We start from the raw sequence: 15,702 nt of genomic DNA on the forward strand, positions 1-15,702 counted from the left end.
CTATATATATATATATATATAGGTTTTTCTCTTTTTATTGTTTAATTTAATAATAATTAAATATTTTTATTTGATTTAAATTAAGGTGGTCTATAATTCCTTGACATACAGTGTTTTTCTTAATAAAATATACTTTGATGTATAACAATAGGGTAAGCTATGTTCTATTAATTTAGATATTTTATACATTGCAAAACAATATTTTTTGGGAGGAAATCATGAAATTGATTCAAAAACTAATTAGCCAAGTGGTTGTTTTTTTAGTGATTTTATCAACTATATTCCCTTTATCAAGTGTAGTAAAAGCTAATGAGGGGGCAGCAACTAAAGAATTAAAAAATGTAATTTCTGGAATTAATATTATTGATGTTTCTGAAGGAAAAGCATTATCACCAGATGCAAATGGAGAATATAAACTTTATGAAAATAAATCTTATAGATATGAAGTATCTTTTGATTTGAAAAAATATGATGGAAAATTAAATGATGGTGACTACTTTAATTTCACAATTCCAGCTCCATTTGATGTGAACGATGGTGCAACTGTACCACTTATAGATAGCTCTACAAATTTAGAAGTTGGTACAGCGATTGTAACTAGAAATCCATTAGGGCAAAGAAAGGGTGGTACTGTAAGAGTAACATTAAAAAATTTAGATGAGTATTTAAATAAAAAAGGTGGAGTACAAGTTCAAGATGTTAAAGGAACTTTCTATACAGATTTTAATAGTAGTGAAATTATGGATAGAAAAGAAATTAATTACAAGGTATCAGAAACTGTAAAACCTATTAATCATACTATTAAAATTTTGAAAAGAGAAAAATCAGATTATACAGAGGGAATAAAAAATGAAAATTTCATAAAATTTGGTGGTATATTAAATACAAAAGATCCTTATGATTCTAAAATTTTAGGTAAAAAAGGAGAATATGCTCATTCTTGGTTTTTACGTGTAAATACTAATCAATCTTCTTATGATAAAATAGTATTAAAAGATCAAATATTAGATTCGTATGCTCCTATGCAACATATTCCAGAGAAATTTTCTGTAGTAGCTGGAGCATTTGACTCTTCATTAAATTTACAAAATAGTACAGAATTAAAAAGAGATATCGATTACACAATAGAGTATAATGAATCTTATACAGAATACACGCTTACTATTTTGAAAGCTAATAAGAGATTGATTAATGGGAAACCGGCATCGTACAATGTATTTTATAAAACAACATCTCCTGCTGATGGATCTATAGTAGGTAATAAAATAGAAGTAACAGGAGATGGAACCCCTTTAACCATTGGAAAAGACACTACAAAGACGGAGCATATAGTAACAAGAAGTTCTAAAATTGTTGAAGGAGGAAATATAACTATAGATACAGGTTATCGTATAATTTTATATAAAACTGATGAAAAAACTGCTGATTTGTTACCAGGAGCTAAGTTTAAAATAACGACACCTAGTGGACAAACATCTATAATTACTACTGATGAAAATGGTCGAGCGTATTCGGAAATTTATTCATCAGAAGAAGTGAGTAAAGGCGAGTTTATAATTGAAGAAATAGAAGCACCTGCGGGATATGAAAAGATTACAGAACAAATTAAAGTAACGGTAGGAAAAGAGGGAGTAGTAAAAACTATAAAAAATAAACGTATTAAGACCGAAATTCCTGTAACAAAATCTTGGGAAGATAACAATAATCAAGACGGTAAAAGACCAACAGAAATTATTGTTAATTTATTAGCTAATGGGAATAAAGTTGAAGGGAAAACTTTAGTTTTAAATGAAGCTAATAATTGGAAAGGAATTTTCACTGAACTTGATAAATTTGATAGAGACGGAAAAGAAATAACATACACAATAACAGAAGACAAAGTTGAAGGATACACAACAGAAATCAACGGTTATAACATAACAAACAAATATACACCAGAAGTAACACAAATATCTGGAGAGAAAACTTGGGAAGACGGCAATAACCAAGATGGGAAACGTCCAGATAAAATCAAAGTAAACTTACTAGCGAATGGAGAAGTAATTCAAAGTAAAGAAGTAAGTGAAAAAGATAACTGGAAATATGAATTTACCAACCTACCAAAATACAAAGACGGAAAAGAAATAACATACACAATAACAGAAGACAAAGTTGAAGGATACACAACAGAAATCAACGGATACAACATAACAAACAAATATACACCAGAAGTAACACAAATATCTGGAGAGAAAACATGGGAAGACGGCAACAACCAAGATGGAAAACGCCCAGATAAAATCAAAGTAAACTTACTAGCGAACGGAGAAGTAATTCAAAGTAAAGAAGTAAGTTCACAAGATAACTGGAAATATGAATTTACCAACCTACCAAAATACAAAGACGGAAAAGAAATAACATACACAATAACAGAAGACAAAGTTGAAGGATACACAACAGAAATCAACGGTTATAACATTACAAATAAATATGTTCCAGAAAAACCGAAAAGTAGCTTATCAAAAACAGGGGAAGCTAGCTCAGGATCTAGCGGTTTAGGAATGTCTGTATTAATGTTAGCAATGATTGTAGTTCTAAGAAAATCTTATAAATAATTACACACAAAAAAGCTATTATTAGGATATATTGTCCTAATAATAGCTTTTTCTTTCTACTTAACAAATAGAGCAAAATATATTAATAATATAATGATAACTACTAATATAACAATACTTGCTTTTCTAGTTTGTTTAATAATAGCTATATCTATTATCTTTTGTATAATTAAGCTTATTAATGCAGCAATAATTATATATTTTCTAATTTGAACATCTTTTACAAAAAATGCACCTACCAATAACCCTATAGAAAAGAATGAAGATATTGCATTAATAACAATAATTTTTTGTTCCTTATTATCCATAAAGTACTCCTATCTCAAAATACAGTATTTAATTTTTTTTGATTTTTATGTTAACTTTTACAGTAGCTGTATCAAGGCTATAAGGTATTGACGTATTAGCGTATACTTTTAGATTGCTAAGTTCTGCAGATGATGTTAAGTTAGATAATTCTACATCTACAAATACTTCATTAATTGTAGCTAAACTTTCTTTTGTTTCTGTTCTTATATTAACATTTTCAGGGACAATATCTATACTTTCCAAAGAATATCCTGCGGGTAAAGTTCCTATTTGATTAACAGAAACCGGAAGAGTTTTTTCAATACTCTCTACTGTAATATTTATAGTTGTAGTTGTACGCTCCATATCTATATCTTCTATTTTGTTGAAATTTCTATCATATGCTACTAATTTAGCTTCTTCATTAACATTAGAATTTATTTTTGTTTTTACATCACTTTCTGCACGAACTTCATAGATACTATTAATACTTTCTTCTGCTCCAGAAATTTTAACTGTCGGATTAGATACTGTTTTTGCGCTTACTGAATATCCTAATAATAAACGTTCATTTTTTATGACCGGAACTATAGAGAATTCTTTTGTTATTCTATTTCTAACAGAAGCTGTTACAAATTCTGGTTCGCTAACTGCTTCAAGTGAGCTATCTAAATCTGTTATTTCTACTTTTATTTTTTGATCATCACCAACATTTATTTTACTAAAATCTAGTTTAACTTTGAATTTTCTATCAAGAGATTCCTTTTGAACCTTTGCTACAGGGCCGGTTATCTTAACATCAACAGTGTCAGGAATACCTAAAACATAAAATTTTTCTTTATCATAGTTTACTTCGACAGGGACATTTCTAATCCAAGTAGTAGTGTGATTAGATTTGGCTTGATTAGAGAATATTTCTGATAAATTATCGTTAACAGAAATAAATAACAAAATAGCAATTAATAATGATATAATTTTTAGACTATTTTTATTTTCTTTCATTATTTATCCTCCTCTACACTAGAGTTAGTTACTAGCCAATTTTTTTCTAGATAAACTTTTAATTTCTCTTCGGTAAAATCAGTAACAAATTTGTTATTGTGTACAGCAGAAATAATCCCAGTTTCTTCTGAAACAACAATAATTATAGCATCAGTTAATTCTGAAAGACCTATAGCGGCTCTGTGGCGTGTTCCGTATTTGCTATCAATATTTCTATTATCAGTTAGGGGTAACATTGAGCTTGCTGATCTAATTTTATCTTTATTAATAATAACTGCCCCGTCATGAAGAGGAGTATTTGGAATAAATAGGTTAATAATAAGTTCAGAGCTAATTTCTGAATTTAGAACAATACCTCTTTCAACATACTCGTCAAGTCCAGTATTATTTTCCAAAACTATTAACGCACCTATACGTCGCCTTGCCATATGTCTAGTAGATGAAGTTAGCATATTAATAACTTTATTTTTATGTTTTGCATCATCATTGTTTCTATTGAAAAGGATATTACCTATATCAAATCTCCCAAGATGCTCTAACGTTCTTCTAATTTCTGGTTGGAAGATTATTATGATAGCTAGAACTCCCCACGTTACTAATTGATCTACAATATAACTCATAGTTTTGAATCCTATAATGTTCAAAACAACTTTTAAGAATATAATAACAAAAATACCCTTAACTAATTGAATACCTCTTGTACCTATTAAAATACGTAAGCCGGTATAAACTAAAAGCCAAACTAATAGAATATCACCTATAGATATAAGCACTTGTAACAAACTTATATTTGAAAAATAATTAGCTATCATAATAGTTCCTTTCTAAAATATAGTGAAAAGTTATGAAAAATAACTTTTATGATTAATAAAAACATTTTCTTAACAATAATTATATCATAATTTATTAATATTTTAGATGAAAAACTTGGAAAAATTCAAAATTTTAACGATATATTTAATGTCAGAGGCCAAAGACAAAAATAAGAAAAGAGGTAAAAATAATGACAGTAAAACAAAAAAGATTGAAGTTAAATTATGAAGTAGAAAGTAATGGTAAGCAAGTTACTAAAAGCTACGGTTTTGATATAGCTAAAAATGTAGATAAATCAGTAGCAAAAGAGGTAGGAGAAGTTTTATCTACCTTAATAAAAGATGATATAGTAAGTTATTCATTAACGACAACAGAAGTTCTATAGGAGGTATAATTAAAATGGAGAAAAATTTAGTATTAACATTTAACACAGAGGATAAGAAAACTTACAGAGTTAAATTTAGAAATCCTAAAGATAATTTGAATATAGATTCTATAAATTTAGCTGCTAGTAAATTAATTACTACTAATATCTTGAACAATAGTAAAAGAAGTTTGAAAGACTTGAAAAAAGCTTCTTATGTTACTAGAGAAGAAACTATTATAAACTAATAGAAAGGATATAGTTAGCTAAGTATTTCTTGTATAGTCAATGAAAGAGATGTTTATTCTTAATTGTTGACTATACAAATTCTTATTAAATATCTAGGTTATTTAGGATATTTATAAAAATAATTAGACTAATTATAATAAAGAAACATGGATGTAGTAAGCGTTATTAATGAGATAGGGTTTCCGATATTTGTAGCATTGTTTTTCTTGCTAAAGTTGGACGGAACATTAAAATTAATTGCTAGTAATTTATCAGAATTGACAAAGATTATTGAAAGAAATAATGAATCTATAAAACTAAAAGGAGATAGCTATGGTAACTAGAATAACTTCTTGTGATTGGATAAAGGATAAAGTAGATAAGGCTATAGATTGGGACGGATATTATGGTGCGCAGTGTGTAGACTTAATAATGGCTTATGTTGGAGAGATGTGGGGTGTTATGATGAGAGGTAATGCAATGGATTACCTTCATAACAGTTTGCCAGAGGGATTTAAAAGATATCAAAAAGGTGATATAGAAATTTTGCCTGGAGATATAGTGGTTTGGTATATGACTATGCCTTGGGGACATATAGGAGTAGTTATAGAAGTAGATGGAGATTTTATTACTTGCGTCGAACAGAATGTAGACGGTAATATAGATGCTTTAACAAAAGGTGGGCCTGCTAGAGTAGTAAAGAGAGATTATAAGAACTTAGCTTGTATTATTAGACCACCTTTTGAAGATGACAGTGAGGAATATTATAATTACAATTTTATTGCCGAGAACGGTCATTTTACAGTAACGGTAGATTTATTAAACGTTAGGTCCAAGCCTAGTATATCTAGTGAAATAGTAGCACAATATGGAGAAGGTAGTATTATTTTTTACGACAAATATTGTATATCAGAAGGCTACGTTTGGATAAGTTATTTATCAAGAACAGGTTTTAGAAGATATGTTGCTACGGGTAGATTCGTTAAAGGTAGAAATCAATTAGATTTTGGTACATTTGAATAATAATAGTTAGTTAGTTGAATCTTTCTTAGTTCATTTATAATACAGAGTATATAATTTATTTTTATAATTAGCTTTGATTTAAGGTTAACTTGCCAAACTGTATTATTTATGGTATAATATTATTGCAACTGTATTACATCAATAATTATTAGGAGGATAACTATGAACGGTGATATACGGACTAAGAAGGCGATAAGTACAGAAACTTTTGTGTTTTTAGCAATATTAATTTTGATATTTGGTTTTATAGGTAATAAAATGGGTGTAGCCAATATGTTCAAAACGATGATGGCAACGGCACACGATTTATTACTTAATACGGTATTTTTTATTATGGCTATGGCAGTAGTAACAGGAGCTATAAGTATGTTACTTTCAGAATTTGGAGTTATAGCATTAATTAATAAAGTTTTTGCTCCATTGATGAAACCTTTATGGGGAATGCCAGGAGCTAGTGTTACAGGAGCGGTAGCAACTTATTTATCTGATAATCCAGCTATTATTCCATTCGCTAAAGATAAGAAATTTACAGTATATTTCAAAAAATATCAAATTCCTGCACTTTGTAACTTAGGTACATCATTTGGAATGGGTCTAGTAGTTACAATGTTTATGATGACACAAGGAGAAGGTTTTTGGAAAGCAGCTCTAATAGGAAATGTGGCGGCAATCATAGGAAGTATTTTTAGTGTGCGTCTTATGTTAATGCAGACTAGAAAATATTATGGTGCTGAATCAGATGATGATTATACAGAAGGAGATAAAGAAAATCAAGATCTTCTAAATACTAGAGAAATAAGAGAAGGTAATATGTTCCAACGAGTTCTTGATACTTTGCTTGAAGGCGGAAAAGTAGGAGTGGACTTGGGTATGGCTATTATACCAGGGGTACTAATAGTGTGTACTATGGTAATGATGCTTACATTTGGAATGCCAGACAAAGGTTACACAGGAGCCGCATACGAGGGAGTTGCATTATTACCTTATTTAGGAGACAAGTTATCATTTATTTTAGAGCCATTATTTGGTTTTACTTCACCAGAAGCAATATCATTTCCTATAACTTCGTTAGGAGCTGTTGGAGGAGCTATGTCATTAGTACCAACATTCTTACAAAAAGGGCTTATCAGCGGAAATGACATAGCGGTATTTACAGCTATGGGGATGTGTTGGAGTGGATATTTGAGTACGCATATAGGAATGATGGACGCTCTAGGAGTTCGTAAACTTTCATCAAAAGCAATTATATCTCATACTATAGGTGGACTTTTAGCAGGGATAATAGCCCACTATCTATACATTCTAATAGTTTAAGCATATTATTAAATTAGATATACTTGTTTATTGAAACAAATAACTATTGGTAAATTATTAATTTAGGATTGATTAACGTTTATACAAAAAATCAATCCTTTTATTATTGTCGATATAGAAAATACAATATTACTTTAAAATTAAACATATAAACAAAAGAGTTTATATGTTTTAATTATGTATGTTATAATTCTAATAATAAATTTTGGAGGTTTTATTATGAACAAGTATCAAGAAGTTTTATGCTTTTGGTTTGAAGAAGTGGACAAAGAATTATGGTTCAAAAAATCAGACGACTTTGATCAAGAGATAAAGAATAGATTTTTTGATATTCATCAAAAAGCTGTAGTCGGAGAGTTATCTTATTGGAGAGATAACATATATGGACGTTTAGCGGAAATTATAGTTATTGATCAATTTTCTCGTAATATGTTTCGTAACAATCCTAAATCTTTTGCTTATGATAATGTGGCTTTGGTTCTAGCACAAGAAGCTATTAAAGCAGAAGATTTTCATAAGTTGACAACAGTGGAAAAATCGTTCCTATATTTACCGTTTATGCATTCAGAGTCAAAAGAAATACATAAAGAAGCAGTTAAACTTTATTCTGAAAAAGGATTAGAATACAATTATGATTTTGAGTTAAAACATAAAGAAATTATAGATAGATTTGGAAGATATCCTCACAGAAATGAAGTTTTAGGAAGAATATCAACTGCAGAAGAATTAGAATTCCTAAAAGATAACAAAGGTTTTTAAATTATATAATTAAAAGAGATATTAGTTAAATTTATAACTAGTGTCTTTTTTTATATTTGAAATTATTAAGTAAAAATATTTGCAATATAAAAAATATATGTTAAAATAATATTACTAATTAGTAATAACTATAAAGAAAGAAGGTTTTATTATGATAGAATTAGGAATAAGTACATTTGGAGAAACGACTCCTCTAGAAAATACAGGAAAACCAATTTCACACGATGAACGTATCCGTAATATAATTGAAGAAATTGAGTTAGCAGATAAAGTTGGATTAGATATTTATTCTATAGGCGAGCATCATAGAGAAGATTTTGCAGTTTCTGCTCCAGAGATCATCTTGGCAGCAGGTGCTGTAAAAACAAAAAATATACGTTTATCTAGTGCTGTTACAGTTCTATCTTCTAATGATCCTGTAAGAGTGTATCAAAATTTTGCAACGGTAGATGCTTTGTCTAATGGGCGTTCAGAAATAATGGTAGGACGCGGATCATTTACAGAATCATTTCCGTTGTTTGGATATGATTTAAATGATTACGAAGAATTGTTTGAAGAAAAACTAGATATGTTACTTGAAATTAAAGATAATGAAATAGTAAGTTGGGACGGAAAACATGCTCAGACTATTGATAACAAAGGTGTTTATCCTAGAGCGATACAAGAAGATTATACTATATGGGTAGCTACTGGTGGAAACATAGAATCCACATTGAAAATCGCTAAAAAAGGACTACCTATCGTGTATGCAATTATAGGTGGAAATCCTATGAACTTTAAACGATTAATCGATTTATACAAAAAATTTGGTAAGAATGAAGGTCACTCAGATGAAAAATTAAAAGTTGCTGCACATTCTTGGGGATTTATAGCAGAAGATCATAAAGAGGCTATTGATAAATATTTCCATCCTACAAAATGCCTAGTTGATAGTATAGCCAAAGATAGAGCTCACTGGCAACCATTGACTAAAGAGCAATATATGAATTCTGTTGGTCCAGATGGAGCGATGTTTGTAGGTTCGCCAGAATATGTAGCGAAAAAAATAATCTATATAGTAGAAGAGTTAGGATTAGATAGATTTATGATACATTTACCTATAGGATCAATCCCTCACGAAGATACTATGAAAGCTATAGAATTGTTTGGAACAAAAGTAGCACCAATAGTACGAGAGTATTTTGCTAACAAAGAACAAACAAAATAATAGTTAAATTAAAGGAGGATAAAACCTCCTTTTTATTTTGTAGTTATAAATAATGATAATAATTTATAAAGAACAATAAGACGACTTTTTATTTAACGCTTTTATTAAATCTATGATTTAAAAATATTAAAATTAATTTATTGTTATTTTACGTTGAAAATTAATAAAATACAGCTTTATTTATCTTATTTGATATTAAAGCTGTATTTTTATATTTTATTGATTTGTATTGTTAGAATCTTCTTGAGCATTATTGTCAATGCTACCTACATTTTCAAGTTGATTTGAAATTTCCTCTTCTGATTGAATTGTAGTGTTTTCTTGTCTAACCTCAGAAACAACTTCTTTACTAGCTTTTCTAAAGAAAAATTGTGAGAAACTATCTGTTTTATTTGTCACTAACATATTTGAATTTAGTGAAGGTAGTACTATAAATAATCCTATAGAATATGCTGTTGCTAGTAGAGTGAAAGGTGTTGAGTTTATTATTAGGTATCCAATAATAGAAACCCCAATTCCCCAATTTGATAATCCTACATCTCTAAGTCTTCTAAACAACAACGTAAGACTAGGTAAGAATAATGTAAAACTAAAAACCATTAAAATTAAAAGACCTATAAGTGAAGATCTTAATAATTTACTGACATAATCAGGAGCCCAAAAAGAAGTATTATAAACTGTATATATAAAGTCTCCTAAAAATATAATTATTAAAATAAAAGCTAATGCTATTATTGTCCCTGTTGGCATCCAAAAACCTCTACGAGAAGTGTAGCCATAAAAGTTTACGTAACCATTAAAATAGTCACTTATAGATTGTTTGTAAGTTATTTCTTTATTTCTTTGATCAATCATAAAAACCTCCTATAAAATTAATTCTAAATAATAATATAAAACAAATATATTATCTTGTCAATGGTAAGTATAAAGAGGATTTTATATTAGTATATATAGCCTTACTAAATGTTTTATGAAGTTAATTATTTTTGTGTTTTTGTCTAAAAAAGAATAGTAATATTTTATTTTCGCTACTTGTTAGCAAGAAATTACTAGGTAATAACATTAGAATAAATATAAATATGATTATTATTGATGTGAGACTTTCTGCATATCCATTGATTTTATTGACTTGTGCTGTAATGTGAAGTATAAAGGTAATAATTATAGCATAATTTAGTTAATCCTATATCTCTAAGTCTTCTAACAAAAATAGCTATGAAAGGTATAGCGAATAGTAAAGTAAAAATAAAATTTGCTAAAAGAAATCCTCATAAGTTATTTAGTATGATTATATTTATTACAGATAATAATACTACAATAATTATTGTAGGTATCCAATATCCTTTACGAGATGTATAATCTTTAAAATCAGCATAACCTTCAAAGAAGTCAGATATAGTTTGGTCAAATGTTAAGTATTTATTTCGTTAATTAATCATAATATATTCCTCCATTCTAAAATAATTATAATATAAAATTGTAAACGCTGTCAAAGTTAAATAAAGAAATTATTATGAACAATTAAATATTTAAATTTGCAAAACGATTAGAAAAAAGCTACAAAACGATCAAAAAATACAAAATAATTGATTGTTTACCCACAAATAACAATAAAATGATTGAAACAATCAGAGAGTTAATATATAATTTATAATTGTTAAGGAGATACATTATGAACACAAGACAGAAAAATATTCTATCTATAGTAAATGATAAAAATATAGTCACTCTACAAGAACTAGTATTAATATGTGGTGTATCAGAAGCTACAATAAGACGAGATTTAGCATATTTAGAGGACAAAAATTTTATTTATAGAACTCATGGTGGTGCTGCCAAGAGAAGCTCTACTAGAGGAGTGGAATCGACCTTTGACAGTAAGAAAGGTGAGTACGTATTAGATAAACAAAATGTCGCTAAATATGTTAGTGATAATGTAATTGCTAATGGACAAACCATTTATTTAGATGTAGGAACATCAACTTACGATATGATAGATTATTTGAAAGATAAGAAAATAACAGTTGTTACAAATTCTGTTTATCATCTAAGAAAATTAAGTGCTTTTAAAATATATACTATAATTTTAGGAGGTATAGTTAAACATTCTACACAAGCTGTAGTTGGAGCTTTTGCTCTTGAACAACTTTCTAAATATAGTTTTGATGCTTGTTTTATAGGATGCAATGGGATAGATCATAATTTTGGAATTTCTACTGCTGATGAACAAGAAGCTTATTTGAAAAAGCAAGCGTTAAGTAATAGTAAGAAAAAATATATTTTGGCTGATGTTTCTAAATTCGGGTATAGAAAGTTTCAAAAGTTTGCTGACTTAGATGACGCAACTATTATTTCTTATACTGTACCAGATGATTTTAAAAATTATTACAATATTATAGAGATAAAAAAGGAGGATAATTAATGTATTATACAGTAACCTTAAATCCAGCTGTAGATATGCTTACAAAATCTAATAATTTTTCTTTAGGTAAATTAAATAGAACAGAAGAAGCGGTTTATGTGGTAGGAGGAAAAGGTATAAATATTTCTATGTTATTAAAAAATGTAGAAAAAGATACGGTAGCTTTAGGTTTTATTGCTGGATTTACAGGACAGTACATAAAAGAAGAGTTAAAAAAATTAAATGTAGTTACAAATTTTGTAGAAACAAAAGGTAACACTAGAATTAATATAAAATTGACTACTGACACAGAAACAGAAATTAACGGACAAAGCAGTACAGTAACCAAAGAAGATATTGCTGAATTTCATAAAACTCTAGGAAGTTTAACAGAAGAGGATACTGTTTTCTTATCAGGAAATATCATATCAGGAATGACAACATCAGATTTTGTACACATTGCAGAAGAGGTAACTAAAAAAGGTGCTACTTTGGTAGTGGATAGCAATAAAGATTTGGTATTAGAAACATTGAAGTACAGACCTTTTGTCGTAAAACCTAATGAATTTGAATTAGGAGAAATGTTTGGTGTAGAGATTAACGGTATAGAAGATATTTTACTTTATGCTAAAAAATTACAAGATTTAGGAGCTAGAAATGTTTTAGTATCACGAGGTGGTGATGGAGCATTACTTATTACTGAAGAAGGTGAAGTATTTAGTGTAGGTGTAACCAAAGGAGATGTTGTTTCTACTGTTGCAGCAGGTGATAGTATGTTGGCTATGTTTGTAAGTAGATATGATGATACGAAGGATTACAAAGAAGCGTTAAAATATGCTTCAGCAGCGGGGGGAGCAACATCATTTTTTGTCGGAGTAGGAAGTAAAGATTTAATTAATCAATTAGTAACGCAACTAAAAATACAAAAAATAAAATAAAATATATAAGGAGAATATTATGAAATTAACTTCATTAATCAAATATGATTTATCTCAATTTAATTTTGAGGCTAATGATAAAAAAGAAGCTTTAGATAAGTTAACTACCGTTAGAGTTATCCCACCGTTATTTGTAGCTAGTGGTATTGCGGGAGCTCTTAGTATGATGTTTGGAGTAGTTTCTAAAGCTCCTCACGGAGGTATATTTGCAGTAATAGCAAAAGGTGTAACTAATCCAGTAATGTATCTACTAGCGTTATTAGTAGGAACAGTAGTGGGAGCATTATTGTTAATGGTATCTTTAAAAACAAATAATAAAAAATAGTATAAACTATTATTAAATATTTTTAAGAAAGATAAAATTAGAAGTTGACTAATCTTGTCTTTTTATTTTTGGTGAATAAATTATAGTTATAAGTTTATAAGAAGGCTATGAGAAAAAATTATTATGAAAATTAACAGAAAAGTTAGATATATTAATGAACAGAATTTAAAATTTGTATATTCATTTTGAAGTAAATGAATAAAAGACGACTAATTAGTCATATTTTATCTTTGTTAAACTTTTTATTAATCCTTTAATAGATATATCTATTTTGAATTTATTTTTTAAAAAAGGAACTACAATTTCATAAAATACTATTAATGATAATGTTATTGAAATAATTTCTATATTTTTGTTACTTAAATATGTGTTAATAGTATTATCCTCCAGGTTTGCAATTTATTTTGCAGTTAGGTTATATGTTAAAAAATCTCATTTACAACTAAAACATATCACATAAATTGAAAGTAATAAGAAAATAACTTGTAAATAAGTTTTAATGATAATTTGAACAATATATTCTATTGTGATACAATTTTATTATGTTAAATTATATTGAGGAGATAGTATGGATAAATTATTTAATTCTAAAATTTATTTAAAACATAGATTTTTATTAATAATGCTTTTAGATTTAAGTGCCGTTTTTATAGGTACTATGTTAGCGATCTTTTTGGATAGATCTATGTATCCTATAGAAATGCTTAAGCAGTATAGTGATAAAATTTTAATTTTTGTTCTTATATCTATATTAACCTATACTGTAATTTTTCGATTGATAGGAATTAATAAAGCTCTTTGGTCGTATATAGGTGTCAAAGAAATTATTAATATATGTATGTCAGTATTAGTAGCTAATTTTATATGTATAATTGTATACAATCTGATTTTTCCTAGTACATTTTCTAACCTGCGATTTTCGATATTTTCTCCGTTGTTAATTATTACGAGTATGATGTCGGTAAGAGTATTTTATAGAGCGTTAAGAGAAAGTAGTAGACACAAATATGATCATTACAAAAATACGTTGATTATTGGTGCTGGAGATGCAGGATATGTTCTAATGAAAGAACTTGATAAAAACAATAAATTTAAAGCTAATGTTGTAGGATTTATAGACGATAATAGAACTAACTCTGTTATTAGCGGGTTATCGGTTTTAGGAAATACTTATGATATAAAAAGAATAATTGATAAATATAGTATAAAGTTAGTATTTTTGGCTATTCCATCAATATCTAATATTGATAAAAATAGAATATTGAATATTTTAAAAGAATGTAACAATATTCAAGTAAAAGTAATGAAATCAGGACTTTCTCTCGTTGAGGGAGAGAGTATCACTAATCATATAGATGATGTTTCTATAGAAGATTTGTTGGGTAGAGGAGTAGCAGATCTTGAGCAAGATGAGATAAATGCTTATATTTATGGTAAAAATATTTTAATTACAGGAGCAGGAGGATCAATAGGAAGCCAATTAGCTAGAGAAATTTTTAACTTTAGACCGAAAAATATCGTTCTGCTAGATGTAAATGAGAACGCCCTATATATGTTAGAGCGCGATTTTGATTTTAAGAAAAATCAAGATAAATCATTTGAAGAAGTATCTTATATATCAGAAATAGCAAGTATTCGAGATAAAGAGGCTTTAGAACAAATTTTTGATAAATATAAGCCTGATGTAGTCTTTCATGCAGCAGCGCATAAGCACGTACCGCTTATGGAAAGAAGACCACAGGAAGCTATCAAAAATAATGTTTTTGGAACAAAAAATGTTATGGATATTTCTATAACTAATAACGTAGAAAGATTTATTATGATTTCTACTGACAAAGCAGTTAATCCTACTAACGCTATGGGAGCTTCAAAACGTCTTACAGAGATAATATTACAATCAAAAGCTAATAAATATAAAACAAAATTTGCTGCAGTACGCTTTGGTAACGTCTTGGGATCTAACGGATCAGTCATCCCTATCTTTAAAGAGCAGATAAAGAAGGGTGGACCTATAACTATTACACATAGAAATATTATTCGTTACTTTATGACAATTCCGGAAGCGGCTCAATTAGTGTTGCAAGCAGGTTATTATGCTAGCAAAGGGGAAATATTTTTATTAGATATGGGAGAACCTGTAAAAATAATTGATTTAGCGCAGAACTTAATAAAACTTTCGGGGCTAGAACCTTACAGAGATATCGATATAAAAGAAATAGGGCTTAGACCAGGAGAAAAAATGTTTGAAGAATTATCTCTTGACTATGAAAATAGTGAAAAAACTAATAATGAGATGATATTTAAAAATACAACTCTTAATATAGACGAAAACAAATTAAATGAAAAATTAATTAAGCTAGAAGAAATGGTACATAATAATAGTCCCGAAGAAATAAAAATGTATCTTTTTGAAATAATTGGAGAATATAACGGCTAGAGAGGTAAT

At 28.3% G+C, this 15,702-nt stretch carries 17 protein-coding genes; 13 read left to right on the forward strand and 4 right to left on the reverse strand.

What is annotated here, in order from left to right; all coding sequences use genetic code 11:
• Positions 1–218 precede the first annotated feature (218 nt).
• Positions 219–2,594 (forward strand): Cna B-type domain-containing protein, encoded by a 2,376-nt coding sequence (locus HZY83_RS08555; RefSeq protein WP_218925317.1) that lies wholly within the window; start codon positions 219–221, stop codon positions 2,592–2,594.
• A 56-nt stretch (positions 2,595–2,650) separates the two neighbouring features.
• On the opposite strand, the gene HZY83_RS02700 is transcribed toward HZY83_RS08555, so the two are convergent.
• From HZY83_RS02700 to cdaA, 3 genes are read right to left on the reverse strand one after another with little or no spacing between them, the layout of a single operon-like run.
• The gene (locus HZY83_RS02700) at positions 2,651–2,902 is read right to left on the reverse strand and encodes a hypothetical protein (RefSeq protein WP_179942538.1); all 252 of its coding nucleotides are present in this window, start codon (positions 2,900–2,902) and stop codon (positions 2,651–2,653) included.
• A gap of 28 nt (positions 2,903–2,930) precedes the next feature.
• Positions 2,931–3,884, reverse strand: a complete 954-nt coding sequence (locus HZY83_RS02705; protein ID WP_179942539.1) for a CdaR family protein — start codon at positions 3,882–3,884, stop codon at positions 2,931–2,933.
• Positions 3,884–4,696, reverse strand: a complete 813-nt coding sequence (gene cdaA, locus HZY83_RS02710; RefSeq protein ID WP_179942540.1) for a diadenylate cyclase CdaA — start codon at positions 4,694–4,696, stop codon at positions 3,884–3,886. The genes HZY83_RS02705 and cdaA overlap by 1 nt, the downstream gene beginning before the upstream one ends.
• Before the next feature lie 191 nt (positions 4,697–4,887).
• On the opposite strand from cdaA, the gene HZY83_RS02715 reads away from it, so the two are divergent.
• The 7 genes from HZY83_RS02715 to HZY83_RS02745 all read left to right on the forward strand — a co-directional run bounded on the left by HZY83_RS02715 (position 4,888) and on the right by HZY83_RS02745 (position 9,592).
• Positions 4,888–5,082 carry a DUF1659 domain-containing protein gene (locus tag HZY83_RS02715; RefSeq protein ID WP_179942541.1) on the forward strand — a complete coding sequence of 65 codons (195 nt, stop codon included), beginning with the start codon at positions 4,888–4,890 and terminating at the stop codon, positions 5,080–5,082.
• Positions 5,083–5,096: 14 nt separating this feature from the next.
• A complete protein-coding gene (locus HZY83_RS02720; RefSeq protein WP_179942542.1) occupies positions 5,097–5,309 on the forward strand; it encodes a DUF2922 domain-containing protein in 213 nt (70 codons plus the stop codon).
• A 147-nt stretch (positions 5,310–5,456) separates the two neighbouring features.
• On the forward strand, positions 5,457–5,633 hold the full coding sequence (locus tag HZY83_RS02725) for a hypothetical protein (RefSeq protein ID WP_179942543.1): 177 nt from the start codon (positions 5,457–5,459) through the stop codon (positions 5,631–5,633).
• A complete protein-coding gene (locus HZY83_RS02730; protein WP_179942544.1) occupies positions 5,623–6,312 on the forward strand; it encodes an SH3 domain-containing protein in 690 nt (229 codons plus the stop codon). Before HZY83_RS02725 ends, HZY83_RS02730 begins: the two co-directional genes overlap by 11 nt.
• A 162-nt stretch (positions 6,313–6,474) precedes the next feature.
• Complete coding sequence (locus HZY83_RS02735) at positions 6,475–7,626, forward strand: CD0519/CD1768 family membrane protein (RefSeq protein ID WP_179942545.1); 1,152 nt, start codon at positions 6,475–6,477, stop codon at positions 7,624–7,626.
• Between the two features lie 219 nt (positions 7,627–7,845).
• The gene (locus HZY83_RS02740) at positions 7,846–8,385 is read left to right on the forward strand and encodes a DUF924 family protein (RefSeq protein WP_179942546.1); all 540 of its coding nucleotides are present in this window, start codon (positions 7,846–7,848) and stop codon (positions 8,383–8,385) included.
• A 151-nt stretch (positions 8,386–8,536) separates the two neighbouring features.
• Positions 8,537–9,592, forward strand: coding sequence for an LLM class flavin-dependent oxidoreductase (locus HZY83_RS02745; RefSeq protein WP_179942547.1), 1,056 nt, complete (start codon positions 8,537–8,539; stop codon positions 9,590–9,592).
• 216 nt (positions 9,593–9,808) lie between these two features.
• On the opposite strand, the gene HZY83_RS02750 is transcribed toward HZY83_RS02745, so the two are convergent.
• The gene (locus HZY83_RS02750; RefSeq protein ID WP_179942548.1) at positions 9,809–10,447 is read right to left on the reverse strand and encodes a DUF805 domain-containing protein; all 639 of its coding nucleotides are present in this window, start codon (positions 10,445–10,447) and stop codon (positions 9,809–9,811) included.
• Positions 10,448–10,807: 360 nt separating this feature from the next.
• On the opposite strand from HZY83_RS02750, the gene HZY83_RS02755 reads away from it, so the two are divergent.
• From HZY83_RS02755 to HZY83_RS02775, 5 genes are all read left to right on the forward strand, one after another.
• Positions 10,808–10,951 (forward strand): hypothetical protein, encoded by a 144-nt coding sequence (locus HZY83_RS02755; RefSeq protein ID WP_179942549.1) that lies wholly within the window; start codon positions 10,808–10,810, stop codon positions 10,949–10,951.
• Between the two features lie 313 nt (positions 10,952–11,264).
• A complete protein-coding gene (locus HZY83_RS02760) occupies positions 11,265–12,014 on the forward strand; it encodes a DeoR/GlpR family DNA-binding transcription regulator (RefSeq protein ID WP_218925318.1) in 750 nt (249 codons plus the stop codon).
• On the forward strand, positions 12,014–12,931 hold the full coding sequence (locus HZY83_RS02765; RefSeq protein ID WP_179942550.1) for a 1-phosphofructokinase family hexose kinase: 918 nt from the start codon (positions 12,014–12,016) through the stop codon (positions 12,929–12,931). The genes HZY83_RS02760 and HZY83_RS02765 overlap by 1 nt, the downstream gene beginning before the upstream one ends.
• A 19-nt stretch (positions 12,932–12,950) precedes the next feature.
• Positions 12,951–13,256, forward strand: a complete 306-nt coding sequence (locus HZY83_RS02770) for a PTS sugar transporter subunit IIABC (RefSeq protein WP_228098447.1) — start codon at positions 12,951–12,953, stop codon at positions 13,254–13,256.
• 568 nt (positions 13,257–13,824) lie between these two features.
• Positions 13,825–15,693: a polysaccharide biosynthesis protein gene (locus HZY83_RS02775; protein WP_179942551.1), complete on the forward strand. Its 1,869-nt coding sequence runs from the start codon at positions 13,825–13,827 to the stop codon at positions 15,691–15,693.
• Positions 15,694–15,702: the final 9 nt, after the last annotated feature.

The organism is Gemella sp. GH3, from assembly GCF_013415425.1.
Taxonomy (GTDB): Bacteria; Bacillota; Bacilli; order Staphylococcales; family Gemellaceae; genus Gemelliphila.

Excerpts from the sequence above, each read along its gene's own strand:
- HZY83_RS08555 (WP_218925317.1), top strand. The coding sequence starts at position 219 with ATGAAATTGATTCAAAAACTAATTAGCCAAGTGGTTGTTTTTTTAGTG.
- HZY83_RS02700 (WP_179942538.1), bottom strand. The coding sequence starts at position 2,902 with ATGGATAATAAGGAACAAAAAATTATTGTTATTAATGCAATATCTTCA.
- HZY83_RS02705 (WP_179942539.1), bottom strand. The coding sequence starts at position 3,884 with ATGAAAGAAAATAAAAATAGTCTAAAAATTATATCATTATTAATTGCT.
- cdaA (WP_179942540.1), bottom strand. The coding sequence starts at position 4,696 with ATGATAGCTAATTATTTTTCAAATATAAGTTTGTTACAAGTGCTTATA.
- HZY83_RS02715 (WP_179942541.1), top strand. The coding sequence starts at position 4,888 with ATGACAGTAAAACAAAAAAGATTGAAGTTAAATTATGAAGTAGAAAGT.
- HZY83_RS02720 (WP_179942542.1), top strand. The coding sequence starts at position 5,097 with ATGGAGAAAAATTTAGTATTAACATTTAACACAGAGGATAAGAAAACT.
- HZY83_RS02725 (WP_179942543.1), top strand. The coding sequence starts at position 5,457 with ATGGATGTAGTAAGCGTTATTAATGAGATAGGGTTTCCGATATTTGTA.
- HZY83_RS02730 (WP_179942544.1), top strand. The coding sequence starts at position 5,623 with ATGGTAACTAGAATAACTTCTTGTGATTGGATAAAGGATAAAGTAGAT.
- HZY83_RS02735 (WP_179942545.1), top strand. The coding sequence starts at position 6,475 with ATGAACGGTGATATACGGACTAAGAAGGCGATAAGTACAGAAACTTTT.
- HZY83_RS02740 (WP_179942546.1), top strand. The coding sequence starts at position 7,846 with ATGAACAAGTATCAAGAAGTTTTATGCTTTTGGTTTGAAGAAGTGGAC.
- HZY83_RS02745 (WP_179942547.1), top strand. The coding sequence starts at position 8,537 with ATGATAGAATTAGGAATAAGTACATTTGGAGAAACGACTCCTCTAGAA.
- HZY83_RS02750 (WP_179942548.1), bottom strand. The coding sequence starts at position 10,447 with ATGATTGATCAAAGAAATAAAGAAATAACTTACAAACAATCTATAAGT.
- HZY83_RS02755 (WP_179942549.1), top strand. The coding sequence starts at position 10,808 with ATGAAAGGTATAGCGAATAGTAAAGTAAAAATAAAATTTGCTAAAAGA.
- HZY83_RS02760 (WP_218925318.1), top strand. The coding sequence starts at position 11,265 with ATGAACACAAGACAGAAAAATATTCTATCTATAGTAAATGATAAAAAT.
- HZY83_RS02765 (WP_179942550.1), top strand. The coding sequence starts at position 12,014 with ATGTATTATACAGTAACCTTAAATCCAGCTGTAGATATGCTTACAAAA.
- HZY83_RS02770 (WP_228098447.1), top strand. The coding sequence starts at position 12,951 with ATGAAATTAACTTCATTAATCAAATATGATTTATCTCAATTTAATTTT.
- HZY83_RS02775 (WP_179942551.1), top strand. The coding sequence starts at position 13,825 with ATGGATAAATTATTTAATTCTAAAATTTATTTAAAACATAGATTTTTA.